Raw genomic sequence first — 19,060 nt, forward strand, 5'->3', positions numbered from 1 at the left:
GGCCTGCGTCTGCGCTGCGACGATCGCGTCGCAGCATCACCCCATCGGCATGGTCATCGGCATCATGTTGTGATTCAGGTTTGCCATGATCCAAAGCGAACCGGCGAGCACCAGAAAAACAATCAACACGCCAAAGGCAAGGGCCAGGACGTTGTTGGTATTGTCCGGCGCGGTCGTGATCTTGAGAAAGAAAACGAGATGAATACCCATCTGCGCGATGGCGAGAACGATCAGCGCAACAGGAATGCTTGGACCCCAGACGAGCGAGGTGCCGGAAATGAAGAACGACACGGCGGTGAGCAGCATCGCAAGCACCAGCCCGACCAGATACCCCCAAGGGGCCTCGGCAGCATCAAGCCGATCGTCGCCCGGTACAATGTCTCCGTAATGCGGGTCGCTTTCCAGATCGGAATGGCTCATTGCGCGACTCCCATCAAGTACACCACGGTAAAGACCGCGACCCAAACGATATCGAGGGCATGCCAGAACAGGCTGAAACAAAGTACGCGTCTGAGAATATCGGGCCGGTACCCCTTGGCGAACACCTGGGCAACCATGGTCAGCAACCACAGCAGGCCCAGAGTCACATGCACACCGTGACAGCCGGCCAGCGTGAAGAAGGCCGAGAGGAACGCACTTCGAGTTGGGCCCGCTTTCTGTGCGATCATCCCCGCAAACTCGTGAAGCTCGATGGCCAGAAACGCTGCGCCGAGCAGGAACGTTGCCGCCATCCCACCATAGAACCAGGAGCCGCGGTGCATTCGCGCGCCGATGCTTGCGATTCCGCAGGTGAAGCTCGAGAGAAGAAGGCAGACAGTCTCGATTCCGACATTGGGTAGATTGAAAAGCTCTCGACCACTCGGCCCACCCGCTGTCGCCCCTACTAGCACCGCGTACGCAGCGAAGAAGGCGGAAAACATGATGATGTCGCTAAGCAGGAAGATCCAGAAGCCGTAACCGGCAATAATGCGCTTCGACGCCAGTCCGCCGGCTTCCGATTCCGCCGTATGCCGATAATCGCTCGATTCTTGATGCGCGACACGATTCAGTTCCATGCCGCCGGCGGCCGCCTCGAACGTGCTCATTGTGCTGCCTGCATTTGGACAAGCGCCTCGCCGCGCCTGCTTCGGTTGGCCCGGTCGATGCGCGCGATCTCGTCGGCTGGAATGACGTATTCGACTCGATCCCGCCAGGCGAACACAACGAAAGTCGCGTATGCACCTACGCCAGCCAGAATGGCGATCCACCAGATGTGCCAGATCAACGCGAAACCCAAGACGGTGGCGAAGAAGGCGCAGATGAAGCCCGTTGGACTATTTCTCGGCATCTCGATATCCGTATAGCTGGGTTCCTCACTCAGCGTGTTCTGCTGGTGCACTCGCTGTTTGATGGTCCAGTAGGCATCCTGCCCCTCGACGCGCGGGAGCACCGCGAAGTTGAATGCCGGCGGTGGCGAGGGCGTAGCCCATTCAAGCGAGCGTCCGTTCCACGGATCACCCGTCTCGTCACGAAGGCTCTCGCGTCTGCGAATGCTCACGACGATCTGCGCGATCTGCAGGATTATTCCCGTGAGAATGACGGCCGCACCGCCGGCAGCGACCAGCAGCCAGGGATGCCAGGCCGCGACGTCGTAATGCTGCATGCGGCGCGTCATTCCCATGAGGCCGAGGACATAGAGCGGCATGAAGGCCAGATAGAAGCCGATGATCCAGCACCAGAACGAGGCCTTGCCCAGCCCCTCGTGCAGCCGGAAGCCAAACGCCTTCGGGAACCAATAGGTGTAGCCGGCGAACGCCCCAAACAACACGCCGCCGATGATGACATTGTGGAAATGAGCCACCATGAAAAGACTGTTATGGAGGACGAAGTCCGCCGGCGGCACCGCCATCAGCACGCCGGTCATGCCACCGATTACGAACGTAACCATGAACCCGATCGACCACAGCATCGGCGTGGAGTAGACGATCCGGCCGCCGTACATCGTGAACAGCCAGTTGAAGACCTTGACGCCTGTGGGTACCGCAATGATCATCGTCGCAATGCCGAAGATGGCATTGACATCGGCGCCGGCGCCCATCGTGAAGAAATGGTGCAGCCACACCATGAAGGCGAGGATGCAGATGCACATCGTCGCCATGACCATCGACCGGTAGCCGAACAACGGTTTGCCCGCGAAGGTCGATATCACTTCCGAGAATATGCCGAAGCAAGGCAGGATCAGGATGTAGACCTCAGGATGGCCCCATGCCCAGATCAGGTTCATGAACATCATCATGTTGCCGCCGCCTTCATTCGTGAAGAAGTGAAAGCCAAGGTAACGGTCCAGCAACAGCATCGCCAGCGTCGCGGTCAGGATTGGGAAGGCGGCGACGATCAGCAAGTTGGTTGCGAGCGTCGCCCAACAGAAAACCGGCATGCGCATGTAGGTCATGCCGGACGCACGACACTTCAGCACCGTCGTGACGAAGTTGACCCCGGTCAGCAAGGTCCCGATCCCCGATATCTGGATCGACCACAAGTAGTAGTCGACGCCGACGCCGGGTGAGTAGGCGATCTCGGATAGCGGCGGAAACGGCAGCCATCCGGTGCGCGCGAACTCGCCCACGACCAACGAAACATTGACCAGCAGTGCGCCGGTCGCGGTGAGCCAGAAGCCGACTGAATTCAGCGTCGGGAAGGCGACGTCGCGGATCCCGAGTTGCAGCGGCATGACGAAGTTCATCAATCCGATCACAAACGTCATCGCGACGAAGAAAATCATCAGCGTGCCGTGCGCCGAGAAGATCTGGTCATAATGCTCGGGCGGTAAGTAACCTCCCGACCGGAACGCCAACGCCTGCTGCGATCGCATCATGAGCGCGTCGGCGAAGCCGCGCAACAACATCACCATGGCGAGCAGGATGTACATGATCCCGATCCGCTTGTGGTCGACGCTGGTGATCCATTCCCGCCAGAGATACGGTAACCACCCCTTCAGCGTAATCAGGGCGAGGATGGCAACGATGCCCATCGCCACCACGCCTCCCGTTATCAGTGCAATCGGCTGATCGAACGGAATCGCCGCCCAGGTCAGGTTGCCCAACATGCTAATCCTCCGTCCGCGGCGTTGCGCTGGTTGCTATCGAATACCTGATGGAAGATACGCAAAGAGGCCATTCGGTTGCGGACGATGCGGTCCGATAGAGCAGCGCGGCCGGCGGGCCGGGACCAGGCGGCAGTTGCTGCGTGACAATTCTTTGGAACAACCCCGGATCGGCCGCCCGGTAAGTGAATGGACTTGTCTTCACGCCTTGCTTGGCCAGATCGGCGTAGCTCCTGTCATCGAGCGTTGGACCGGCATCGCGTGTGGCCTCAATCCAGGCGGCAAACCGATCCGCCGGCACCGCCTGCACTTCAAAATGCATGTCGGAGAAGCCGTCACCGTTATAATGGGCCGAAAGTCCGTGGAACGAACCCGGCGCATCCGCGCGCAAGTTCAACTGCGTCGTCATGCCGTACATGGTGTAGATCATGCTGCCGAGCTGTGGGATGAAGAACGCGCTCATGACGCTCGCAGATGTCAGGGAGAAGTGAACGGGCACGCCGGCGGGAATCACAAGCTCGTTGACGCTCGCGACACGCTGGTTTGGATAGATGAACAGCCATTTCCAATCCAACGAGACGACCTGGACCTCGATCGGCGCAGTCTTGGACGCCAGTGGCTTTGCCGGATCGAGGTTATGCGATCCGATCCAGGCGACGCCTCCCAGAAGAACGATCACCAGCAGGGGTATCGACCAGACGATGAGCTCAACGCGGCCGGAATAGACGAAATCCGGCAGGTAAGTTGCCTTGGTGTTTCCGGCTCGGAACCACCAAGCGAAGGCAAAAGTCGCGGCGATGGTTGGCACCACAATGGCAAGCATGATGGCGAGCGAGTCTACCAGGATGGCCTTGTCCGCAGTCCCGACCGGCCCTTGCGGGTCGAGGACGACCCAATTGCATCCACCGAGCAATGTTGCCGCGGAAAGGGGCAGCAGCCTGAGCGAGCGTCGACATCCCCCAGCGCATCTACTCAGGTGCCTCTTGGCGATCGGCGCTCGTCGAAGAGGTCTGTCGCGCATCATTCGCTGCATCCAGTTGTCCGTGCGTTGCCTCGCGACTGCAAGACAGGCAAGTCATACATCCCGACCGAACGGCGATTGAATTAAGGGTGGCAAATCGGGGCAAATCGTTGTGAGGCAACGCCAGGTTCGCGACTCTTGTTCGAATGAATGCTCTGCGATGCGGCCGTCGATTTCCTGGCTTCGATTTCGGGAAGTTCAAACGCGCGGCGACGTCGGCGGCACCTTGGTGGTGCGCCATCGTGTAGCGCCCACTCGATCGTGCTATCAGCTCCCGCAGCTCTGTCGCTCGGTTCGGCCGCTAATTTCCCCGATCAGAAGAGGCTTCGGACATCAGCCGCGAGCTGCGCTGCCCGGTAAAATATGACCATAGCCATTGAATGCGGACCCGAATGCGGTTTTGCCGCAGCGGAAGAGCAACGATATGAACGAAAGCCCAGGCGAGCCACGCCAGAAACCCACTCATGCGAATCCGGCCGGTCTCCAGAACGGCGAAATTCTTGCCGATGACGGCCATGCTCCCCTTGTCGAAATAACGGAACGGTTGCGGCGGCGACTTCCCCCGGAGCTCGGCCGCAATCAGCCGTCCGACGTAGCGGCCTTGCTGGATCGCGGCCTGAGCCACTCCGGGTACTGGACGGGCATCCTGAATCACCGAGGACGAATCACCGACGACGAAAACGCCTTCGCTATCCTCCAGGTTCATGAAGGGTCCGACGCTTGCCCTTCCCGCGCGGTCGGTCTTGCTACCGAGCATCTTGACGATCGGAGACGGTGCAACGCCCGCTGTCCAGAACACCGTTGCGCTCTGGATCAGGCGCCCGGCGACCGTCACGCCCTGCTCGTCGACCTTCTCGACGATGGCATTCGTCATCACCCTCACTCCCAGCCGCTCGAGCCTCTTGGCCGCTTTCATCGACAATGATTCGGCGTAGCTCGGCAGCACCCGCTTGCCCCCCTCGATCAACAGAAACGAGGCCTTCGCCGGATCGATTTTCCGAAAGTTGGATCGCAGCGTGACCGTGGCCAGTTGCGCCATGGATGCGGCCAATTCCACGCCGGATGGGCCAGCCCCGACCAGCACAAACGTCATTTGCCGCGCCCGTTCGTCGGGGTCGTCAGTCATTTCCGCCATCTCGTACGCCGTGAGCAGTCTTGTTCGGATGAGCTCGGCATCGGCGAGAGTCTTGAGCGTGGGCGCGTACCGGGCAAACTCGTCGTGACCAAAATAGCTCGGCTGAACGCCCGTCGCGACCACCAGATAATCGAACGGTATTTTTCTTGGGCGTACGCGGTGACAATTAACCTGGACGGCGCGGACCTCGAGGTCGACGGCTCCAACCTCAGCCCACATCACCGAGAGGTTCTTCTGCTTCGCCGTCAGCTGCCGTATCGGCGCGGCGATTTCGGAAGTGGCAAGCACAGCAGTCGCTACCTGGTACAACAGCGGCTGAAAGATATGGTGGTTTCGCCGATCGATCAGGATGATATCCGCATCGCATTTGCGAAGCGCCCGCGCCGCGGCAAGGCCGGCAAAGCCTGCCCCGACGATCACGATCCGCTTTTTCATGCCCTGTAGCTTGGCAGCGACGCGCGTTTCTTCCTGCTCCGGGGTCAGTTCCAATGTTTCGCTCATGTGTCGCCTCTCAAAGCGCTAATCGAACTAGGAACGGCCGAAGCGCTGGAACGATCACCCGAGCGCTTTATCGCCAACACCAACCGCCTTTCCAGGCACCACCGACGGCGTCTCCGATTTGGAGCGGAGTTCGAGGAGCCCGAGCAGAACCTCGTCGCGCTGCGTCGATAATTCATCCATGGAGCGCGACCCAACTTCCGCATGAAGGCCGTCGATGAGTTTCTGGCGGACCTCAAGCGTCAGCTCAGGTGAGCCCAGCACCTTCCACCAGGCCGTCACCGGACCCGTGAACTGTTCGAAGTAATGCTCGATACCACCTTGACCGCCGGCGAGATGATTGAGCATCACCTGCCCCATGACGCCCCAGCGCAGGCCCGGCCCCCAACACACCGCCGTATCGACGTCGGCGACGCTGACGACCCCCTCGGCAACGAGGTAATAGACCTCCCGTCCCAAGGCCGCCTGCAGACGATTGGCGACATGCCCGGGTAGTTCCTTGCGAAGGCGAATCGTCCGCTTGCCCAACGAGTCATAGAACTCCATGGCCCGCTTGATTGTATCTTCCGAAGTCCTTGCTCCGCCGACCACCTCGACCAGCGGAATCAGATGCGGCGGATTGAATGGATGTCCGATGACGCATCGCTCGGGATGGATCGGAGCTCCCACCTGGATCTCGCTCATGGTAAGGCCCGACGAGCTGGACGCAATGATGACGTCCGCCGGCAGCAGTTCATCGAGCTGCTTGTAGAGTGTTCTCTTGAAGTCGATGCGCTCCGGTCCGTTTTCCTGGACAAAATCCGCATTTTTTAGAGCCGCCGGCAGATCGGCGACAAACTTCAGGTTGGATTGCGATGCACCCGGCGCGAGCCCCAGTCGCTTCAACGCTGGCCAAGCTGCTTCAATGGAGCGCTTCAGCGATGCTTCGGCGTTGGGCGCAACATCTGTCGCGACCACCTCCAGGCCCTTTGCCAGGAAGAGCGCCGCCCAGCTCGCACCGATTACGCCGGTGCCGATGATCGCAACGCGATTGATTTTTCGTGTCATGGAGGCGGTCCTTTGCTTGTCCTGATGGTGTTATGACGTCATCTCGATAGTGATCGAGTGAAGCTTGCCAAATATCGACAAATTCCTGCGAACGCCGACAGGTTGCGCTCAGGCAACCTGATCGGCAGGATCAATGACGATTTTCAAAGTGGACTGACTGCGAATGGCAGACCCGTATAGGATGCGCCCGCCGCGCGGCGGCTACGAGCTCGCGGGAATATCCGCATACGCGATGCCGGTCAGGTTTCCCTCGGCGGCAAGCAGCATTTTGCTGTTCGACCCATCGAGGTTCGCGCTGTAAACGGAGCCGGCAAGGTCGGTCAGGAACATACGGCCGCCCTTGACATCCAGCGACAGTCCAATCCCTTCCATCAGATGATCAAAGACGATCTCCGGATCCTTGCGCTTCCCCGACTCCGCATCCATCGGTGCGCGGTTTACGGTGTTGCCGCGCGGCGGGTCGCCGCGATCCGTCCAATAGATCATTCGGTTGGCAAGATCGAGATCGAGATCGATGGGTTCGGGCAGGTCATCAAACAGCAGTTCGATGTCCTTACGATCGGCCGGAGTCTGACCCTTTGGAATTTCCAGATTCGTCCGAAAGATGCGGCCCTGGCCGGCGTTGTCGCCACCCTTCTGGGTCCAGTAGAGTTTGCCGCCTTCAACGTCGAGGGCGATCCCGACACACCAGTTTCTGGCGTCGCGCCGGTCGATCTCTCCGTGACCGGTTTCGATCAGCGTCTGGATATCCGAACCATCCAGATTTGAACGCATGACCCGCATGCCTTCGCGATCCGACCAGTAGAGCTTGCCATTCGCCTTGTCGAGCTGGAGCTGCTTGGGAGTGAAGGTGCCGCCCTCAGGAACAATATTCGTGAGATTAAGGCCGTCGAGATCGGCCCTTTCGATATTGCCGTCGTTCGCGTTGGGGTTGCCCATATTTGTCCAGTAGACGTGACCCGCCGTGACGTCGACAACCACGCCATCCGGATGCCGTCGCCCCTCATTGACGATCGTCTTCAGATCAGAGCCGTCGGCATTCAGGGAGAGCACTCGGCCGCCACTCAGGTCCAGAACGAACAGACGGCCCGCAGTTGTTTTCGATGAACTCATTCTCTAGCTCCCGTGGTTACCGCATTCAAAAAGGGCGGACGGCTATGCCTGCATTTTTGGCGGTCGTTGGTGTTCACATCGCCTCCGCCACCAGACACAGCACGGCCAGCAGCAGCCGAATGACGAGTATCGCTCGTGTTTGGTCCGGTGAACGTCGAAAGGGCCGCGCCATCGACTTGGCGACTACTGTACCCATGGAGATCTCCCGTTGAAGCGACCCAAAACAGCGCGCGCGAAAGACGATTAGTGCGGGACTGTTACGCGGCGTGCCCGAAAACATCGAATAAATCCGGCCAAAGCGTCCCAAACGTTTGAAAATGGCGCTGGAGGATTCGACCGAGCGGTCGCGGTGGCGGTGGCGGCGCCGATTCCAAATCGCCGTCTGGTCTTTTTGCAGGAATTTGCAGAGTTTTGGCAGCCTTGTCACGCAATGATCCAGATATCTGAGTAGCTGTCTTGCTTACGACGGCCGCACGATATCGCGGCCACGCCAGATCATACGCGCCAGCTCGGCGACACCGCCATGGGACCGGCACAGAACGCGCAGGATGACGGCTCGGATGAAGGGATCCTGATCAACGATCCGCGTCATCCTTTCGGAGCAACAGAGGCAAAATTCTCATGACGGCGCAGGATGGTGAACTTTTAAATGCAGGTCGGCGTCCGAACCTTCCGGAGCCGCGGCCAGATTCGGAAGCACCTGATACGCCTTCAAAACCTGGAACGACCGGTGGCCCCAACGCTGTCAAAGTAAACCCGGCCAGGGCACCGGCAATCATCGCCACGTTGCTTGTCGGCGGAATCGTTGCGCTGTCGCTTTGGTATCTGGTCCAGCCGCAGCCGATCCTGATCCAGGGCGAGGCCGACGCAACCCGCATCGACATCGCCGCACGTATCGACGGACGAGTCGGCCAACGCCCGGTTTCGCGAGGCGATAACGTGTCTGCGGGACAGCTTCTGTATCAAATCGACAATCCGGAGCTGCTCGCCAAGCTGCGTGAGGCTCAAGCCAGTCTCACGGTCGCCGCCGCCGAACTTTCCCATATCGAGGCCGGCACGCGCGCCGAAGAGGTCGCGCAACGCAAGGCCATGGTGGATAGCGCGACTTCGGATTTGACGCTGGCCCAGCAAACCTACAATCGCGTCAAGGAGCTTGCTTCGAGCGGCAACGCCCCTCTCCAGCGGCTTGACGAGGTCACCAACTCGCTTCGCGTTGCGCAGCGGAGCGTCGATCAAGCAACGTCGGCCTACCAGGAAGCCATTGCAGGCTATACGCCGGAGCAAAGAAGCATTTCGCGGGCGAATGTCGCAAAAGCCAAGGCCTCGATCGATACCATTCAGGCCCAAGTCGATGAACTTGCGGTGAAAGCCCCGATTGCCGGGCAGATCTATCAAATCGGCTCCGAGCTCGGCGAGTACGTCTCCCCTGGTGTGCCGCTTTTGTCCCTAGTCGATCTGAGCGACGTTTGGCTGCGCTTCGATCTTCGCGAAGATCTCGTCAAGGGGCTCAAAATCGGCGATCAGTTTCAATTGCGTGTGCCGGCACTCGGCGACCGATTGATCACGGTCGCAATCAGGGTCATTGCGACCAAGGGCGAATATGCGGGCTGGCGCGCGACGCGTGCCACCGGCGACTTCGACCTCAGAACCTTCGAGGTCCGCGCCTATCCCGTTTCTCCGGTTCCGGAGCTACGGCCGGGCATGAGCGCCTACGCTGAATCGCCGGTCAAGCCGCGATGAGGGTGGCCCAGCAACCCGGTATACTTCTTGTTGCCACACGCGAGTTGCGATGGATGCGTCGCGACCGGCTCGCGCTGTTCCTCGCCGTCGGTGTTCCCCTGATCGCTTTCGCACTGCTGACATGGACGTTCAGCAACGCCGTTATCCGCGACCTGCGCGTCAGTGTTGTGGACGCAGATCGATCGGCGACGTCGATGATGTATGTCCAGGCGGTCGCCTCAGCACCGGGCGTCACGGTGGCCGAGCGTTCGGACGACCTTACCCGCGCAATGCATGCGATCCGCTCGGGCGAGGCCATCGCGGCGGTTTATATTCCGTCCAATTTCGAGCGCGACATGGTGGCACGGAAACGTCCTCAGATCGTCGTCTTCTACAACAGGCAGTATTTCACACCCGGCAACAACGCTTCGAGCTCGCTGTCAAATGCGATCTCAGCCGCAACCGCGACGATCGCGCCAGCTACGGCAAGCGCCGGTTTTTCGCCAGGCTCGCTTGTCGTCGAGCAATATGTGCTGACGAATCCCGCGCTGAACTATGCCCAGTTCCTGCTGCGGGCCATCCTGCCGACGGTGCTGCACGTTATTGCCGCGATCGCCGCGGGATACGCTGTCGGATCGGAATTTTCCATGCGCAATCGCAGGGCTTGGCTGGCCACGGCCGGCGGCAGCCCGCTCGCGGCGCTTGTCGGAAAGCTGCTGCCGCTGTTCGTCATTTTCGTGCTGATGATGGTTGTCGGAGCCGGAATAATCCACGGCCTCTATCATGTCCCCTTCCGCGGCGACTCGATCATGATGGGCGCCGCAGTCTGTTTGTTGCTGATCGCCTATCTGTCGCTCGGCGCGCTGCTCCAGCTCCTGGTCCGCAATCTCGCGACGGGTCTGAGCCTGGCCGCCATCATCTGTTCGCCGGCATTCGGATTTGCCGGCGTCGGCTTTCCCGTTTTGGCCATGGGCACCTTCGCCAAATACTGGGGCGCGCTGTTGCCTCTGCGCTGGTATGTCGAATTGTTGTTCGATCAGGCGGTGCGCGGACTGCCCGTCTCGGTGTCCGCAGTCCCCTTTGCGATCCTGGGCGGTCTGGCCTGTCTTTTCTTTGGCCTTGGTTGGCTCCGCCTTCGGGCCATCGCAACTGCAAAGCAGGTCAAGCGTTCGGCCATTCAATCCTCCTCTCCCGATGCGTCAGGACTCGGGATGACGTCCGCGATGGCGGCCGAGTTTCGCCGGGTCGTCGGCGATTCCGGAGTTTTCGGCCTGATCGTGCTTGCCCCGATCGTGTACGGCGTATTTTATCCCCAGCCTTATCTTGGCCAGTTGCTTCGAGGGCTGCCCATCGCGGTGGTTGACCAGGATCACACCGAAACGAGTCGCAACCTCATTCAAGCCTTGAACGCTGACGAAGCGACCAGGGTCGCTGTTCGGGCCGATACGCTCGCGGCGGCGCAAGACTCGCTTTCGAGACGGCGAGTGTTTGCGGTGGTGGACATTCCAGAGGGAACCGAACGGGAAGTTCTTAAGGGCAACAAGGCTCGGGTCGCGGCCTATGTCGATTCCGCTTATTTCCTGATGTATAGCCGCGTGCTGCAAGGGATATCCGAAGCGGTCACCACGGTCTCGGTCACGATATCAGAGCGCGGTGCGCGATCCGACGGCAGTCTCGCCCACGCCGCCATCATCCGAAGCTCTCCCGTCGAACTATTGACCGAGCCCCTGTTCAACCCCACCGGCGGATATGCCAGCTACATTGTCCCGGCCGCTTTTGTACTGATATTGCAGCAAACCCTTTTCATGGGTGCTGCGACCTTGGGCGGCATCGCGTTCGAACAAGGCGGCTTCGCCGCTCGACGGCGGCGGAGTGGAATACGCACCATCGTCGGACACGCGCTCGCCCATCTATGCGTTGCGATTCCGGGCCTCGCCCTCTATCTCATCGTGCTGCCGCACATCTACGGCTTTTCAACATTGGGCCATCTTGCCGATCTGCTTTTGTTGGCGGTGCCTTTCGTGCTTTCGGTCAGCTTCCTTGCTCAGTTCGCTGGAGCCTGCTTCACGCGGCGCGAGAGTGCGGTGCTGCTGCTGGTGGCGACCAGCCTGCCGCTCTTCTTTATGGTCGGCGTCTCGTGGCCGGTCGAAGCCATTCCCGCAGCCATTCGCACGGCGAGCCGGATTTTCCCGAGCACCTCGGCCATCGATGGGCTGGTACGCATCAACCAGATGGGGGCGACACTGCTCGACGTGTCGCGGGACTGGATAACCCTCTGGGTGTTGACGGCCACCTACGCGCTCCTGGCAGCGGTGACGATCCGCGTCTTGAGCAGGGAGGATACCCGCCATGGGCACTAGGTCGCCCCGCCGCAAGATGCTGCTTCTTGCCGCTCTTTCAATATGGGCGGTCGTCCTCATCTTCGGTTATCGAATGAGATCGGCTGGAAACCTGCCTGCGCCCCTACCCGGCGTTGTGCACGAGACGGAGATACATATTGCTCCGGAAACCAACGGCCGACTTGACTCCGTGCGCGTACGCAAAGGACAGCGGGTACGCAAAGGGGACATCCTCGCGGTACTGAGCAGCCCCGAATTGTCGGCATCGGTCCTGGAAGCTAAGGCGGCTGCGGCCCAGGCCCGCGCCGACCGGGACAATGTAGATGCCGGCGTCCGCAAGGAAGAAGTCGATATAGCAGCCCAAAACGTCCAGATCGGAGAGGCAAACCTCGCCCTAGCCCAGCAACAATTCAAACGGTCGGACACACTCGCGGCAAAGGATGTGGCAAGCAAGCAGCAACTGGACCAAAGCACCGCCGCGTTACACAAGGCCGAAGCAAGTCTCGCGCAGTTCCAGGCGATCTATCAAGAGAGCAAAGCCGGCCCCACGGCCGAAGAGCGAGCCAGCGCCCACGCGAAGGTAATCCTGGCAGACGCTGCCACGGCCGATCTGGAAGCTAAGTTGGCCAAGACCGCGCTACTCGCACCGGTTGACGGAATCGTCGAGATCCTTGTCGGCACACCGGGTGAGGTGATTTCGCCCGGACAATCGATCATGACGTTGCAGGCCGCCGGGGAACGCTGGTTTACTTTCACAGTTCGGGAGGATTTGCTGGGTGGTATCGCAATCGGATCGCCCACAAACTTGGCGCTTGTCTCGGGACGCGCAATTTCGGGACGCGTTACGGAGTTGAGACCACTCGGCGAATTCGCGACATGGCGCGCGGCGCGCGCCGTCGATGACCATGACCTGAACAGCTTTTTCGTTCGTATCGAACCGTCCAACGCCAACGATAGCTTGGAGCCCGGAATGACGGTTTGGCTGCAACCGGTTGCAGGCAGGAGATAAGCCGCAATTCAGGCTTCGTACTTGGCCGTGGTTTGATGAACTGCAAGTCGGACCTTTCAGGAGGCACGGGTGCCTGAGGCATATGTCCAAAGGCGATTAGCAGCCATTCTAGCGGCCGACGTGGTCGGCTATTCCGCGATGATGGAGCACGCGCAAGAAGCGACCTACACCTGGATCGACAAACTCAGGCGGCAGCTGATCGAGCCTAGTTTGGCACGCCATGAGGGGAGACTGATCAAGACAACGGGCGACGGATTCTTCGCTGAGTTCGCCAGCCCCGTCGCTGCCCTGAGGTGTGCCATCGACATTCAGGACCTCCTCTCGTCTACCGAGGACTCGCTGCGCTTGCGGGTAGGACTCAATCTCGGCGACGTAATCGTTGATCAGCAAGGCGATGTTTATGGCGATGGGATCAATATTGCCGCCAGGCTTGAAGGAATTGCCGACCCGGGCGGTATCCTGATTTCGGGCAAGGTTTACGGCGAAGTCGAAGGCAACCTCGATACCGATTTCGAGGACAGGGGCGAGCAGTGGCTCAAAAACATCCATAGGCCGATACGCGCATACGCCGTCAGGACCAGGAACTCACACGGAGTAGGCTCGGCTCTATCCACCGCCGAAGCGGCGTCACTGCACGTGCCCAATAAACCTTCTATCGCCGTCTTGCCATTTCAGAATATCAGCGGTGATTCCGCGCAGGAATACTTTGCAGATGGAATCGTCGAAGACATAATAACTGCCCTCTCTCGATTCAGGTCATTGCTGATTCTCGCTCGGAACACCTCTTTCACTTACAAAGGTAAAGCGGTCGATATCAGGCGGGTCGGCAGTGAACTGGGCGTTCGATATGTGCTCGAGGGCAGCGTTCGCAAGGCAGGCGGTCGCGTGCGGATCACGGGGCAGCTCATCGACGCCGAAACGGGCGCCCACCTTTGGGCCGACAAGATCGACGGCGCATTGGAGGACGTGTTTGATCTTCAGGATCAAGTCACATCCAACATCGTTGGAGCTATTGCATCAACGGTGGAGCTCGCAGAAACCGAGCGCACAAAGCGAAAGCCGACCGCCAATCTGGACAGTTATGACCTGTGCATGCGCGGCTCGCACGCGGTGTGGGAAGGACGCCTGAAGGAAGCAATAAGCTATTTCAAGCAGGCTATCGAAAAAGACGACAGGTATGCGGAGGCTTACGGCCACTGCGCCGCCACATACGCGACCGTGCAAGCCTATTGGGGGGTCGCCATCAGCTCTGAGGATAAGGTTGAAGCCATCCGATTTGCAAATATAGCCGCAACGCTTGGAACTGACGACGCGATGACTTTGGCGCGAGCGGCGCGGGCGCTGGTGTATTTCGACAAGCAATATGAGCGTGCGATGGCCATGGCCGATCGGGCGGTTGCGCTCAATCCGAACTTGGCGAGCATGTGGCTGATACGGGGTTGGGTCCTGCGTTTGTCTGGCAGACCCGAAGAATCGATCAAGAGCTTCTCTCGAGCCCTGCAATTCAGCGAGTTTGATCCAGCCCGCATCGGCGCATATTGCGGCATCTCATACGGCTGCTTCATGTTGGGCAGATATGAGGAAGGTTGTGTATGGGCAGCGAAAGCGCTCCAGAAACATGAGAATGCGCTTTACCTTATTCCTCTCATTGCCAATGGCATTCGGGCCGGGCGCGAGGATGAAGTTCGAACTGCCGTTGCACGCCTTCTTCAGGTCGCGCCCGGTATTCGGGTCTCGCGTTTGAAGGAACTAACTCCTCTACGCAGTGGCGTTGAATCGTATGGGCAGGCACTGGTCGAGGCTGGCGTGCCTGAATGAGATCTCGCGTCCGTACAGCAGGCCATCACAGTCGATCATGAAATTGCAAGCCGCCGGGGAGCACTGGCTTACTTTCACGGCTCGAGAAGATTTGCTGGGCAATATTGCGATCGGATCAGTCGCAAGCCTGGCGCTTGCCTCGAGACATTCAGTATCGGACGCGTCACAGAATTGAGGCCGCTATCTCCCGGTAAAGCCAACGGAGGCGGCATCCGCTTCAAGACGCGCGGGCACATCCAGCGCCGTGAGGCAGGATAGACAAGCGGTAGCGCTTGCCTTATTGTTAGGCAGACGTCATTTTTCGAGAATCTGGATGGTCGATCTGGTGGCCGCTTCGAGCGAGCCCGCACTCTTTTTCGGCCCGTTCCGTTTGATTCCGAGCCGGCACCTGCTGCTTGACGGTGACACGCCGGTTCGTCTTGGCAGCCGAGCATTCGAGATTCTGGTCGCGCTCATCGAGCAGCGCGGCGAACTCGTCAGCAAGGATGCGCTCATCGAGCGTGTCTGGCCCGGCAGCCACATTGCCGAAGGCAATCTGAAATTCCAAGTCGCGGGCCTGCGACGGGCACTGGGTGACGGACGGGATGGCCGCCGTTATATCGTGGCAAGCCCGGGACAGGGTTACCGATTCGTCGCCGCGATCTCCGCAAGAGACGATAGCGTCGCCGATATCAAAGTCCCGCCATCGACGACCCAACATAATCTGCCGGTCCAGCTGACGCGCTTGATTGGCCGAACCGACGTCGTCGGCAAGCTTCTGGAGCAACTGGCGACGCAGCGACTACTCACGATCGTCGGATCTGGCGGCACCGGGAAGACGGTGGTTGCCCTTGCCGTCGCCGAACAACTGATACCGGCTTACGAGCACGGAGTCTGGCTGATCGATTTGGCGCCGATCGCCGACCCTCGTCTCGTGCCGACAGCGTTGGCTTCCGCGCTGACGCTCGAAGTGCGGTCCGACAATCCGCTGCCCGGCTTGGTCACGGCTCTCGGCGATAAGCAAATGCTGCTCGTGCTCGACAATTGTGAGCATGTGATCAAGGCCGCTGCCAACCTCGCCTCCGAGGTGTTGAAAGGATCGCGTCGGGTGCACGTCCTGGCGACCAGCCGGGAGCCGCTTCGCGCTCCCGGCGAATATGTGCATCGCTTGTTACCGCTCGCGGTGCCTGCCATATCGGATGGTCTCAGTGGCCCAGCAGCGCTGCGGTTTCCGGCCGTTCAACTGTTCGTCGAGCGCGCAGCGGCAACTGTGAACGAGTTCGAGCTGAGCGACGCGGACGCTTCGAGCGCCGGCGACATCTGCCGCAAGCTGGATGGCGTCCCACTGGCGATCGAACTGGCCGCCGCCCGCGTCAACACGTTTGGGGTGCGCGGACTTGCGGCCCGCCTGGATGACCGCTTGCGATTCTTGACCGGTGGCCTCCGTGCGGCTCCGCCCCGGCACCGTGGCATCGGCGCCACGCTCGACTGGAGCTATCAGTTCCTCGACCGGGAAGAGCAGACGGTGTTCCGGCGCCTTGCGATCTTCGCCGGCGGCTTCACCGAGGACGCGGTGCGCGCTGTGGCGGCGGGCATCGATAACAGTCGGTCAGACGTCGCAGATATCGTCGCCGACCTGGTCACGAAATCGGTGGTCACGGCGGACATTGGCGATGGCGATGTCCGCTTCCGCCTGCTCGAGACGATGCGGGCCTATGCCGCAATCAAGCTTATAGAGAGCGGCGAAGCCGATGCGCTTGCTCGACGCCATGCGACCTTCTTCCGAGAATTACTGGAGAAGCGAGGAAACGGTCGAGCAGCGGACGACCTCGCCGCCGCCCATGCGCCTGAGATCGACAATGTTCGTGCCGCGCTGAGCTGGGCGTTCGGACCCAGCGGAGATCAATCGGTCGCAGCGGCTTTGGCGGCAGCTTCAACGCCCCTCTGGCTCGAGAAATCACTTCTGACCGAGTGTTACGGCTGGTCGGAGAAGGCACTTGACATCCTCGACGCCGCGGATCGAGGAACACGCCTCGAGATGGTGCTGCAAACCGAGTTTGGCCTCTCGCTCCAGTTCACCCTGGGCGTGAGCGCCACCGGGGTTACGGCTCATTCGGCGCTGAAGCGGGCGAGCGAGCTTGCGGAAAGCCTTCAGGACCGTGACTACGAACTGCGCGCGCTCGTTGGCCTGGCAATGCTTTGCGTTCGGCTCAGGGATTTCGGCGGGGCGCTTGTTCTCGCGCGTCAACTTGTGCCGATTGCCAGAGCTGCCACCGATCCGATTGCCGTTGCGACGGCGCACAGCATGCTCGGCGCCATATTTCTTGCCACTGGCGATCTCTCCAGAGCGTTGACGCATTCCCAGCAGGCCTACGACCAAAATACGCCCACCATTCGGCGCGCGCAAATTGTCCGCTATGGAATGGCATATTCATTTGTGGTGGCCCGCATCGTACTGGCGCAGGCGCAATGGCTCCTGGGCACGCTCGATCGATCGGTACAAACCATGCGCGGTGTCGTGACCGATACAGGCAGCGGGGACCATCCCCTCTCCCTTAATTTTGCGCTGACCTGGTGCCTCAACACCCTTTCGTACGGGCAACTCGAGACCGCCGAACCCTGGATTACCTGGCTCAAAGATCATGCCGGGAAGCATGCCATGAGCAGCTACTATGCTTGTGCGCTTGGATTCGACGGTTTGTTGCATACCCGACGGGGGGATATTGCGGCTGGAGAGCAGTTGCTGCGAGCCTGTCTCAACGGCCTGCGACAAGCTCAATTTGAAGTCCTTTATCGCCGATTCCTCGGCGGCCTCGCGGAGGTCCTGCTGGCGGCCGGCCGCCTTGAGGAAAGCCTTGCTGCAATCGATGAGGCCCTGGAGCTCGACCAGGTTCCGCTTTCAAACTGGACACCCGAAGCGCTGCGTATCAAAGGCGACGTGCTCGTGTTGTTGAACAGTGCAGACACAAAACCGGCGGAGGATCTTTTCCACCAGTCCTTGGTTGTGGCGCGCCGCCATGGCGCCTTGTTCTGGGAGCTGCGTACCACCATGAGCCTCGGACGGCTGCACCATTCGCAAGGTCGCGTTCACGAAGCACGCGATCTGCTTCAATCCGTATACGCACGATTTACGGAAGGACTTGCGACACCCGAGCTTCAATCCGCGAGGCGGCTTCTCGACGAATGGGATAGGGGCGAGGCCTGCAACTGAGATTCCTGATGCAGTGCCGAAATTCAACCAAACGGCACTGCCATTGGGTCACGTTGCCGTAGAGCTTCGCCCTGCTCTCAAAGGCCCCGAAGAAACTCGATCAGCAGATCGCTCACCTTCGAAGGTTGCTCCTCGGCTGGGGCATGGCCGACACCCGGCAGCATCACCTTGTTCCGAAGATTGATCATGTGCGTTTCGAGTTTTTCATAGGCAGCCTTGACGGCCGGAAAGGCCGGATCGTTGCCCCCCACGATGCAAATGCCGGGCTGCCGTAGGACCGCTCCATCGAGAAATGACGTAACTTCCCAGCTCATATCTCGGCAGCGATAATGGTTCAGGGCACCGGTGAAGCCCGTGCGGGTGAATTCGCTAACGTAGTAATCTTGAGCCTGTTGACTCAGCCACGAAGGAAAATGTTCGGGCAATGTCGCGGTGTCGAGAATGGTTTCACCCTTCTCGACGAACAGACGCCAGCGATCGGCGCCAGCCACGCTGCCGGAAACCGAATACATCGCGCCAAGCAAAAATTTGCGGATGTCGCCGGCCATTTCACGATCAGCTTTGCTGTCCTGAAAATAATGCTGGTAAAAAAGGTTGTCTTTTTCCATCGCCTTCCAGGTGACACTCGGCTTGACCGGGCCCCGCGTTCCCGGGGCAGTGCACAGCACGCCGACAGCCCGGAACAAATCGGGTCGCAGAAGGGCGGCGGCGTTGACGATGCCGGCGCCTACGTCATGGCCCACGATTGCCGCAGAAGTCTCGCCCAGGGTTTTCATGAGGCCGACCAAATCGCCGGCGACATGCGTGTGGTCATAGGCGTCAACAGATGCCGGCTTTTCGGTCTGGCCATAGCCACGCAAATCGAGGGCTACGGCCCTGTAGCCGGCAGCAGCCAAAGCGCGGATCTGGGACCGCCACGCGTACCATAGATAGGGGAAGCCGTGGACCAGAATGACCAGCGGGCCCTGCCCTTCGTCCACGTAATGCAGACGGATACCGTTGACGTCAGCGAATTTGTGGTTGAACCCCTGTGGATCGTCGGTGTTCACGGGCGCATCCTGAACTCTCGGGTCAGCCATTTTAGTTCTC

14 protein-coding genes are annotated in these 19,060 nt (G+C 60.0%); 5 read left to right on the forward strand and 9 right to left on the reverse strand.

The features are described from left to right. Window positions 1-36: 36 nt before the first annotated feature. From cyoD to ACP2YO_RS43175, 8 genes are all read right to left on the reverse strand, one after another. Window positions 37-420 carry a cytochrome o ubiquinol oxidase subunit IV gene (gene cyoD / locus ACP2YO_RS43140; protein WP_426437242.1) on the reverse strand — a complete coding sequence of 128 codons (384 nt, stop codon included), beginning with the start codon at window positions 418-420 and terminating at the stop codon, window positions 37-39. Then, window positions 417-1,055 (reverse strand): cytochrome (ubi)quinol oxidase subunit III, encoded by a 639-nt coding sequence (locus tag ACP2YO_RS43145; RefSeq protein WP_426443462.1) that lies wholly within the window; start codon window positions 1,053-1,055, stop codon window positions 417-419. The genes cyoD and ACP2YO_RS43145 overlap by 4 nt, the downstream gene beginning before the upstream one ends. 26 nt (window positions 1,056-1,081) lie before the next feature. Beyond that, a complete protein-coding gene (gene cyoB, locus ACP2YO_RS43150; RefSeq protein ID WP_426437243.1) occupies window positions 1,082-3,085 on the reverse strand; it encodes a cytochrome o ubiquinol oxidase subunit I in 2,004 nt (667 codons plus the stop codon). Between the two features lies 1 nt (window position 3,086). Next, entirely contained in the window at window positions 3,087-3,995 is a 909-nt protein-coding gene (gene cyoA, locus ACP2YO_RS43155; protein WP_426437244.1) for a ubiquinol oxidase subunit II, read from the reverse strand. A 409-nt stretch (window positions 3,996-4,404) separates the two neighbouring features. Then, window positions 4,405-5,739, reverse strand: coding sequence for an NAD(P)/FAD-dependent oxidoreductase (locus ACP2YO_RS43160; RefSeq protein WP_426437245.1), 1,335 nt, complete (start codon window positions 5,737-5,739; stop codon window positions 4,405-4,407). 54 nt (window positions 5,740-5,793) lie between these two features. Beyond that, window positions 5,794-6,783 (reverse strand): 3-hydroxyacyl-CoA dehydrogenase NAD-binding domain-containing protein, encoded by a 990-nt coding sequence (locus tag ACP2YO_RS43165; protein ID WP_426437246.1) that lies wholly within the window; start codon window positions 6,781-6,783, stop codon window positions 5,794-5,796. A gap of 201 nt (window positions 6,784-6,984) precedes the next feature. Then, window positions 6,985-7,896 carry a 3-hydroxyacyl-CoA dehydrogenase gene (locus tag ACP2YO_RS43170; RefSeq protein ID WP_426437247.1) on the reverse strand — a complete coding sequence of 304 codons (912 nt, stop codon included), beginning with the start codon at window positions 7,894-7,896 and terminating at the stop codon, window positions 6,985-6,987. A 73-nt stretch (window positions 7,897-7,969) separates the two neighbouring features. Beyond that, complete coding sequence (locus ACP2YO_RS43175; protein WP_426437248.1) at window positions 7,970-8,323, reverse strand: hypothetical protein; 354 nt, start codon at window positions 8,321-8,323, stop codon at window positions 7,970-7,972. 359 nt (window positions 8,324-8,682) lie between these two features. Here ACP2YO_RS43175 and ACP2YO_RS43180 point away from each other — a divergent pair, with 359 nt between their 5' ends. From ACP2YO_RS43180 to ACP2YO_RS43200, 5 genes are all read left to right on the forward strand, one after another. Further along, window positions 8,683-9,636 carry an HlyD family secretion protein gene (locus ACP2YO_RS43180; RefSeq protein ID WP_426437249.1) on the forward strand — a complete coding sequence of 318 codons (954 nt, stop codon included), beginning with the start codon at window positions 8,683-8,685 and terminating at the stop codon, window positions 9,634-9,636. Between the two features lie 53 nt (window positions 9,637-9,689). After that, complete coding sequence (locus tag ACP2YO_RS43185) at window positions 9,690-11,975, forward strand: ABC transporter permease (RefSeq protein WP_426437250.1); 2,286 nt, start codon at window positions 9,690-9,692, stop codon at window positions 11,973-11,975. Then, the gene (locus ACP2YO_RS43190; RefSeq protein ID WP_426437251.1) at window positions 11,965-12,963 is read left to right on the forward strand and encodes an HlyD family secretion protein; all 999 of its coding nucleotides are present in this window, start codon (window positions 11,965-11,967) and stop codon (window positions 12,961-12,963) included. The genes ACP2YO_RS43185 and ACP2YO_RS43190 overlap by 11 nt, the downstream gene beginning before the upstream one ends. Before the next feature lie 69 nt (window positions 12,964-13,032). Beyond that, window positions 13,033-14,781 carry an adenylate/guanylate cyclase domain-containing protein gene (locus ACP2YO_RS43195; RefSeq protein WP_426437252.1) on the forward strand — a complete coding sequence of 583 codons (1,749 nt, stop codon included), beginning with the start codon at window positions 13,033-13,035 and terminating at the stop codon, window positions 14,779-14,781. Between the two features lie 313 nt (window positions 14,782-15,094). Beyond that, on the forward strand, window positions 15,095-17,971 hold the full coding sequence (locus tag ACP2YO_RS43200; RefSeq protein WP_426437253.1) for an ATP-binding protein: 2,877 nt from the start codon (window positions 15,095-15,097) through the stop codon (window positions 17,969-17,971). Between the two features lie 77 nt (window positions 17,972-18,048). On the opposite strand, the gene ACP2YO_RS43205 is transcribed toward ACP2YO_RS43200, so the two are convergent. After that, a complete protein-coding gene (locus tag ACP2YO_RS43205; RefSeq protein ID WP_426437254.1) occupies window positions 18,049-19,050 on the reverse strand; it encodes an alpha/beta fold hydrolase in 1,002 nt (333 codons plus the stop codon). Between the last annotated feature and the right edge of the window lie 10 nt (window positions 19,051-19,060).

Origin of the sequence: Bradyrhizobium genosp. P (genome assembly GCF_049949265.1) — a bacterium.
Taxonomy (GTDB): Bacteria; Pseudomonadota; Alphaproteobacteria; order Rhizobiales; family Xanthobacteraceae; genus Bradyrhizobium.

Bases quoted from the DNA above. Each gene is read 5' to 3' on its own strand.
- cyoD (WP_426437242.1), bottom strand. From the start codon at position 420: ATGAGCCATTCCGATCTGGAAAGCGACCCGCATTACGGAGACATTGTA.
- ACP2YO_RS43145 (WP_426443462.1), bottom strand. From the start codon at position 1,055: ATGGAACTGAATCGTGTCGCGCATCAAGAATCGAGCGATTATCGGCAT.
- cyoB (WP_426437243.1), bottom strand. From the start codon at position 3,085: ATGTTGGGCAACCTGACCTGGGCGGCGATTCCGTTCGATCAGCCGATT.
- ACP2YO_RS43160 (WP_426437245.1), bottom strand. From the start codon at position 5,739: ATGAGCGAAACATTGGAACTGACCCCGGAGCAGGAAGAAACGCGCGTC.
- ACP2YO_RS43165 (WP_426437246.1), bottom strand. From the start codon at position 6,783: ATGACACGAAAAATCAATCGCGTTGCGATCATCGGCACCGGCGTAATC.
- ACP2YO_RS43170 (WP_426437247.1), bottom strand. From the start codon at position 7,896: ATGAGTTCATCGAAAACAACTGCGGGCCGTCTGTTCGTTCTGGACCTG.
- ACP2YO_RS43185 (WP_426437250.1), top strand. From the start codon at position 9,690: ATGCGTCGCGACCGGCTCGCGCTGTTCCTCGCCGTCGGTGTTCCCCTG.
- ACP2YO_RS43190 (WP_426437251.1), top strand. From the start codon at position 11,965: ATGGGCACTAGGTCGCCCCGCCGCAAGATGCTGCTTCTTGCCGCTCTT.
- ACP2YO_RS43200 (WP_426437253.1), top strand. From the start codon at position 15,095: ATGGTCGATCTGGTGGCCGCTTCGAGCGAGCCCGCACTCTTTTTCGGC.
- ACP2YO_RS43205 (WP_426437254.1), bottom strand. From the start codon at position 19,050: ATGGCTGACCCGAGAGTTCAGGATGCGCCCGTGAACACCGACGATCCA.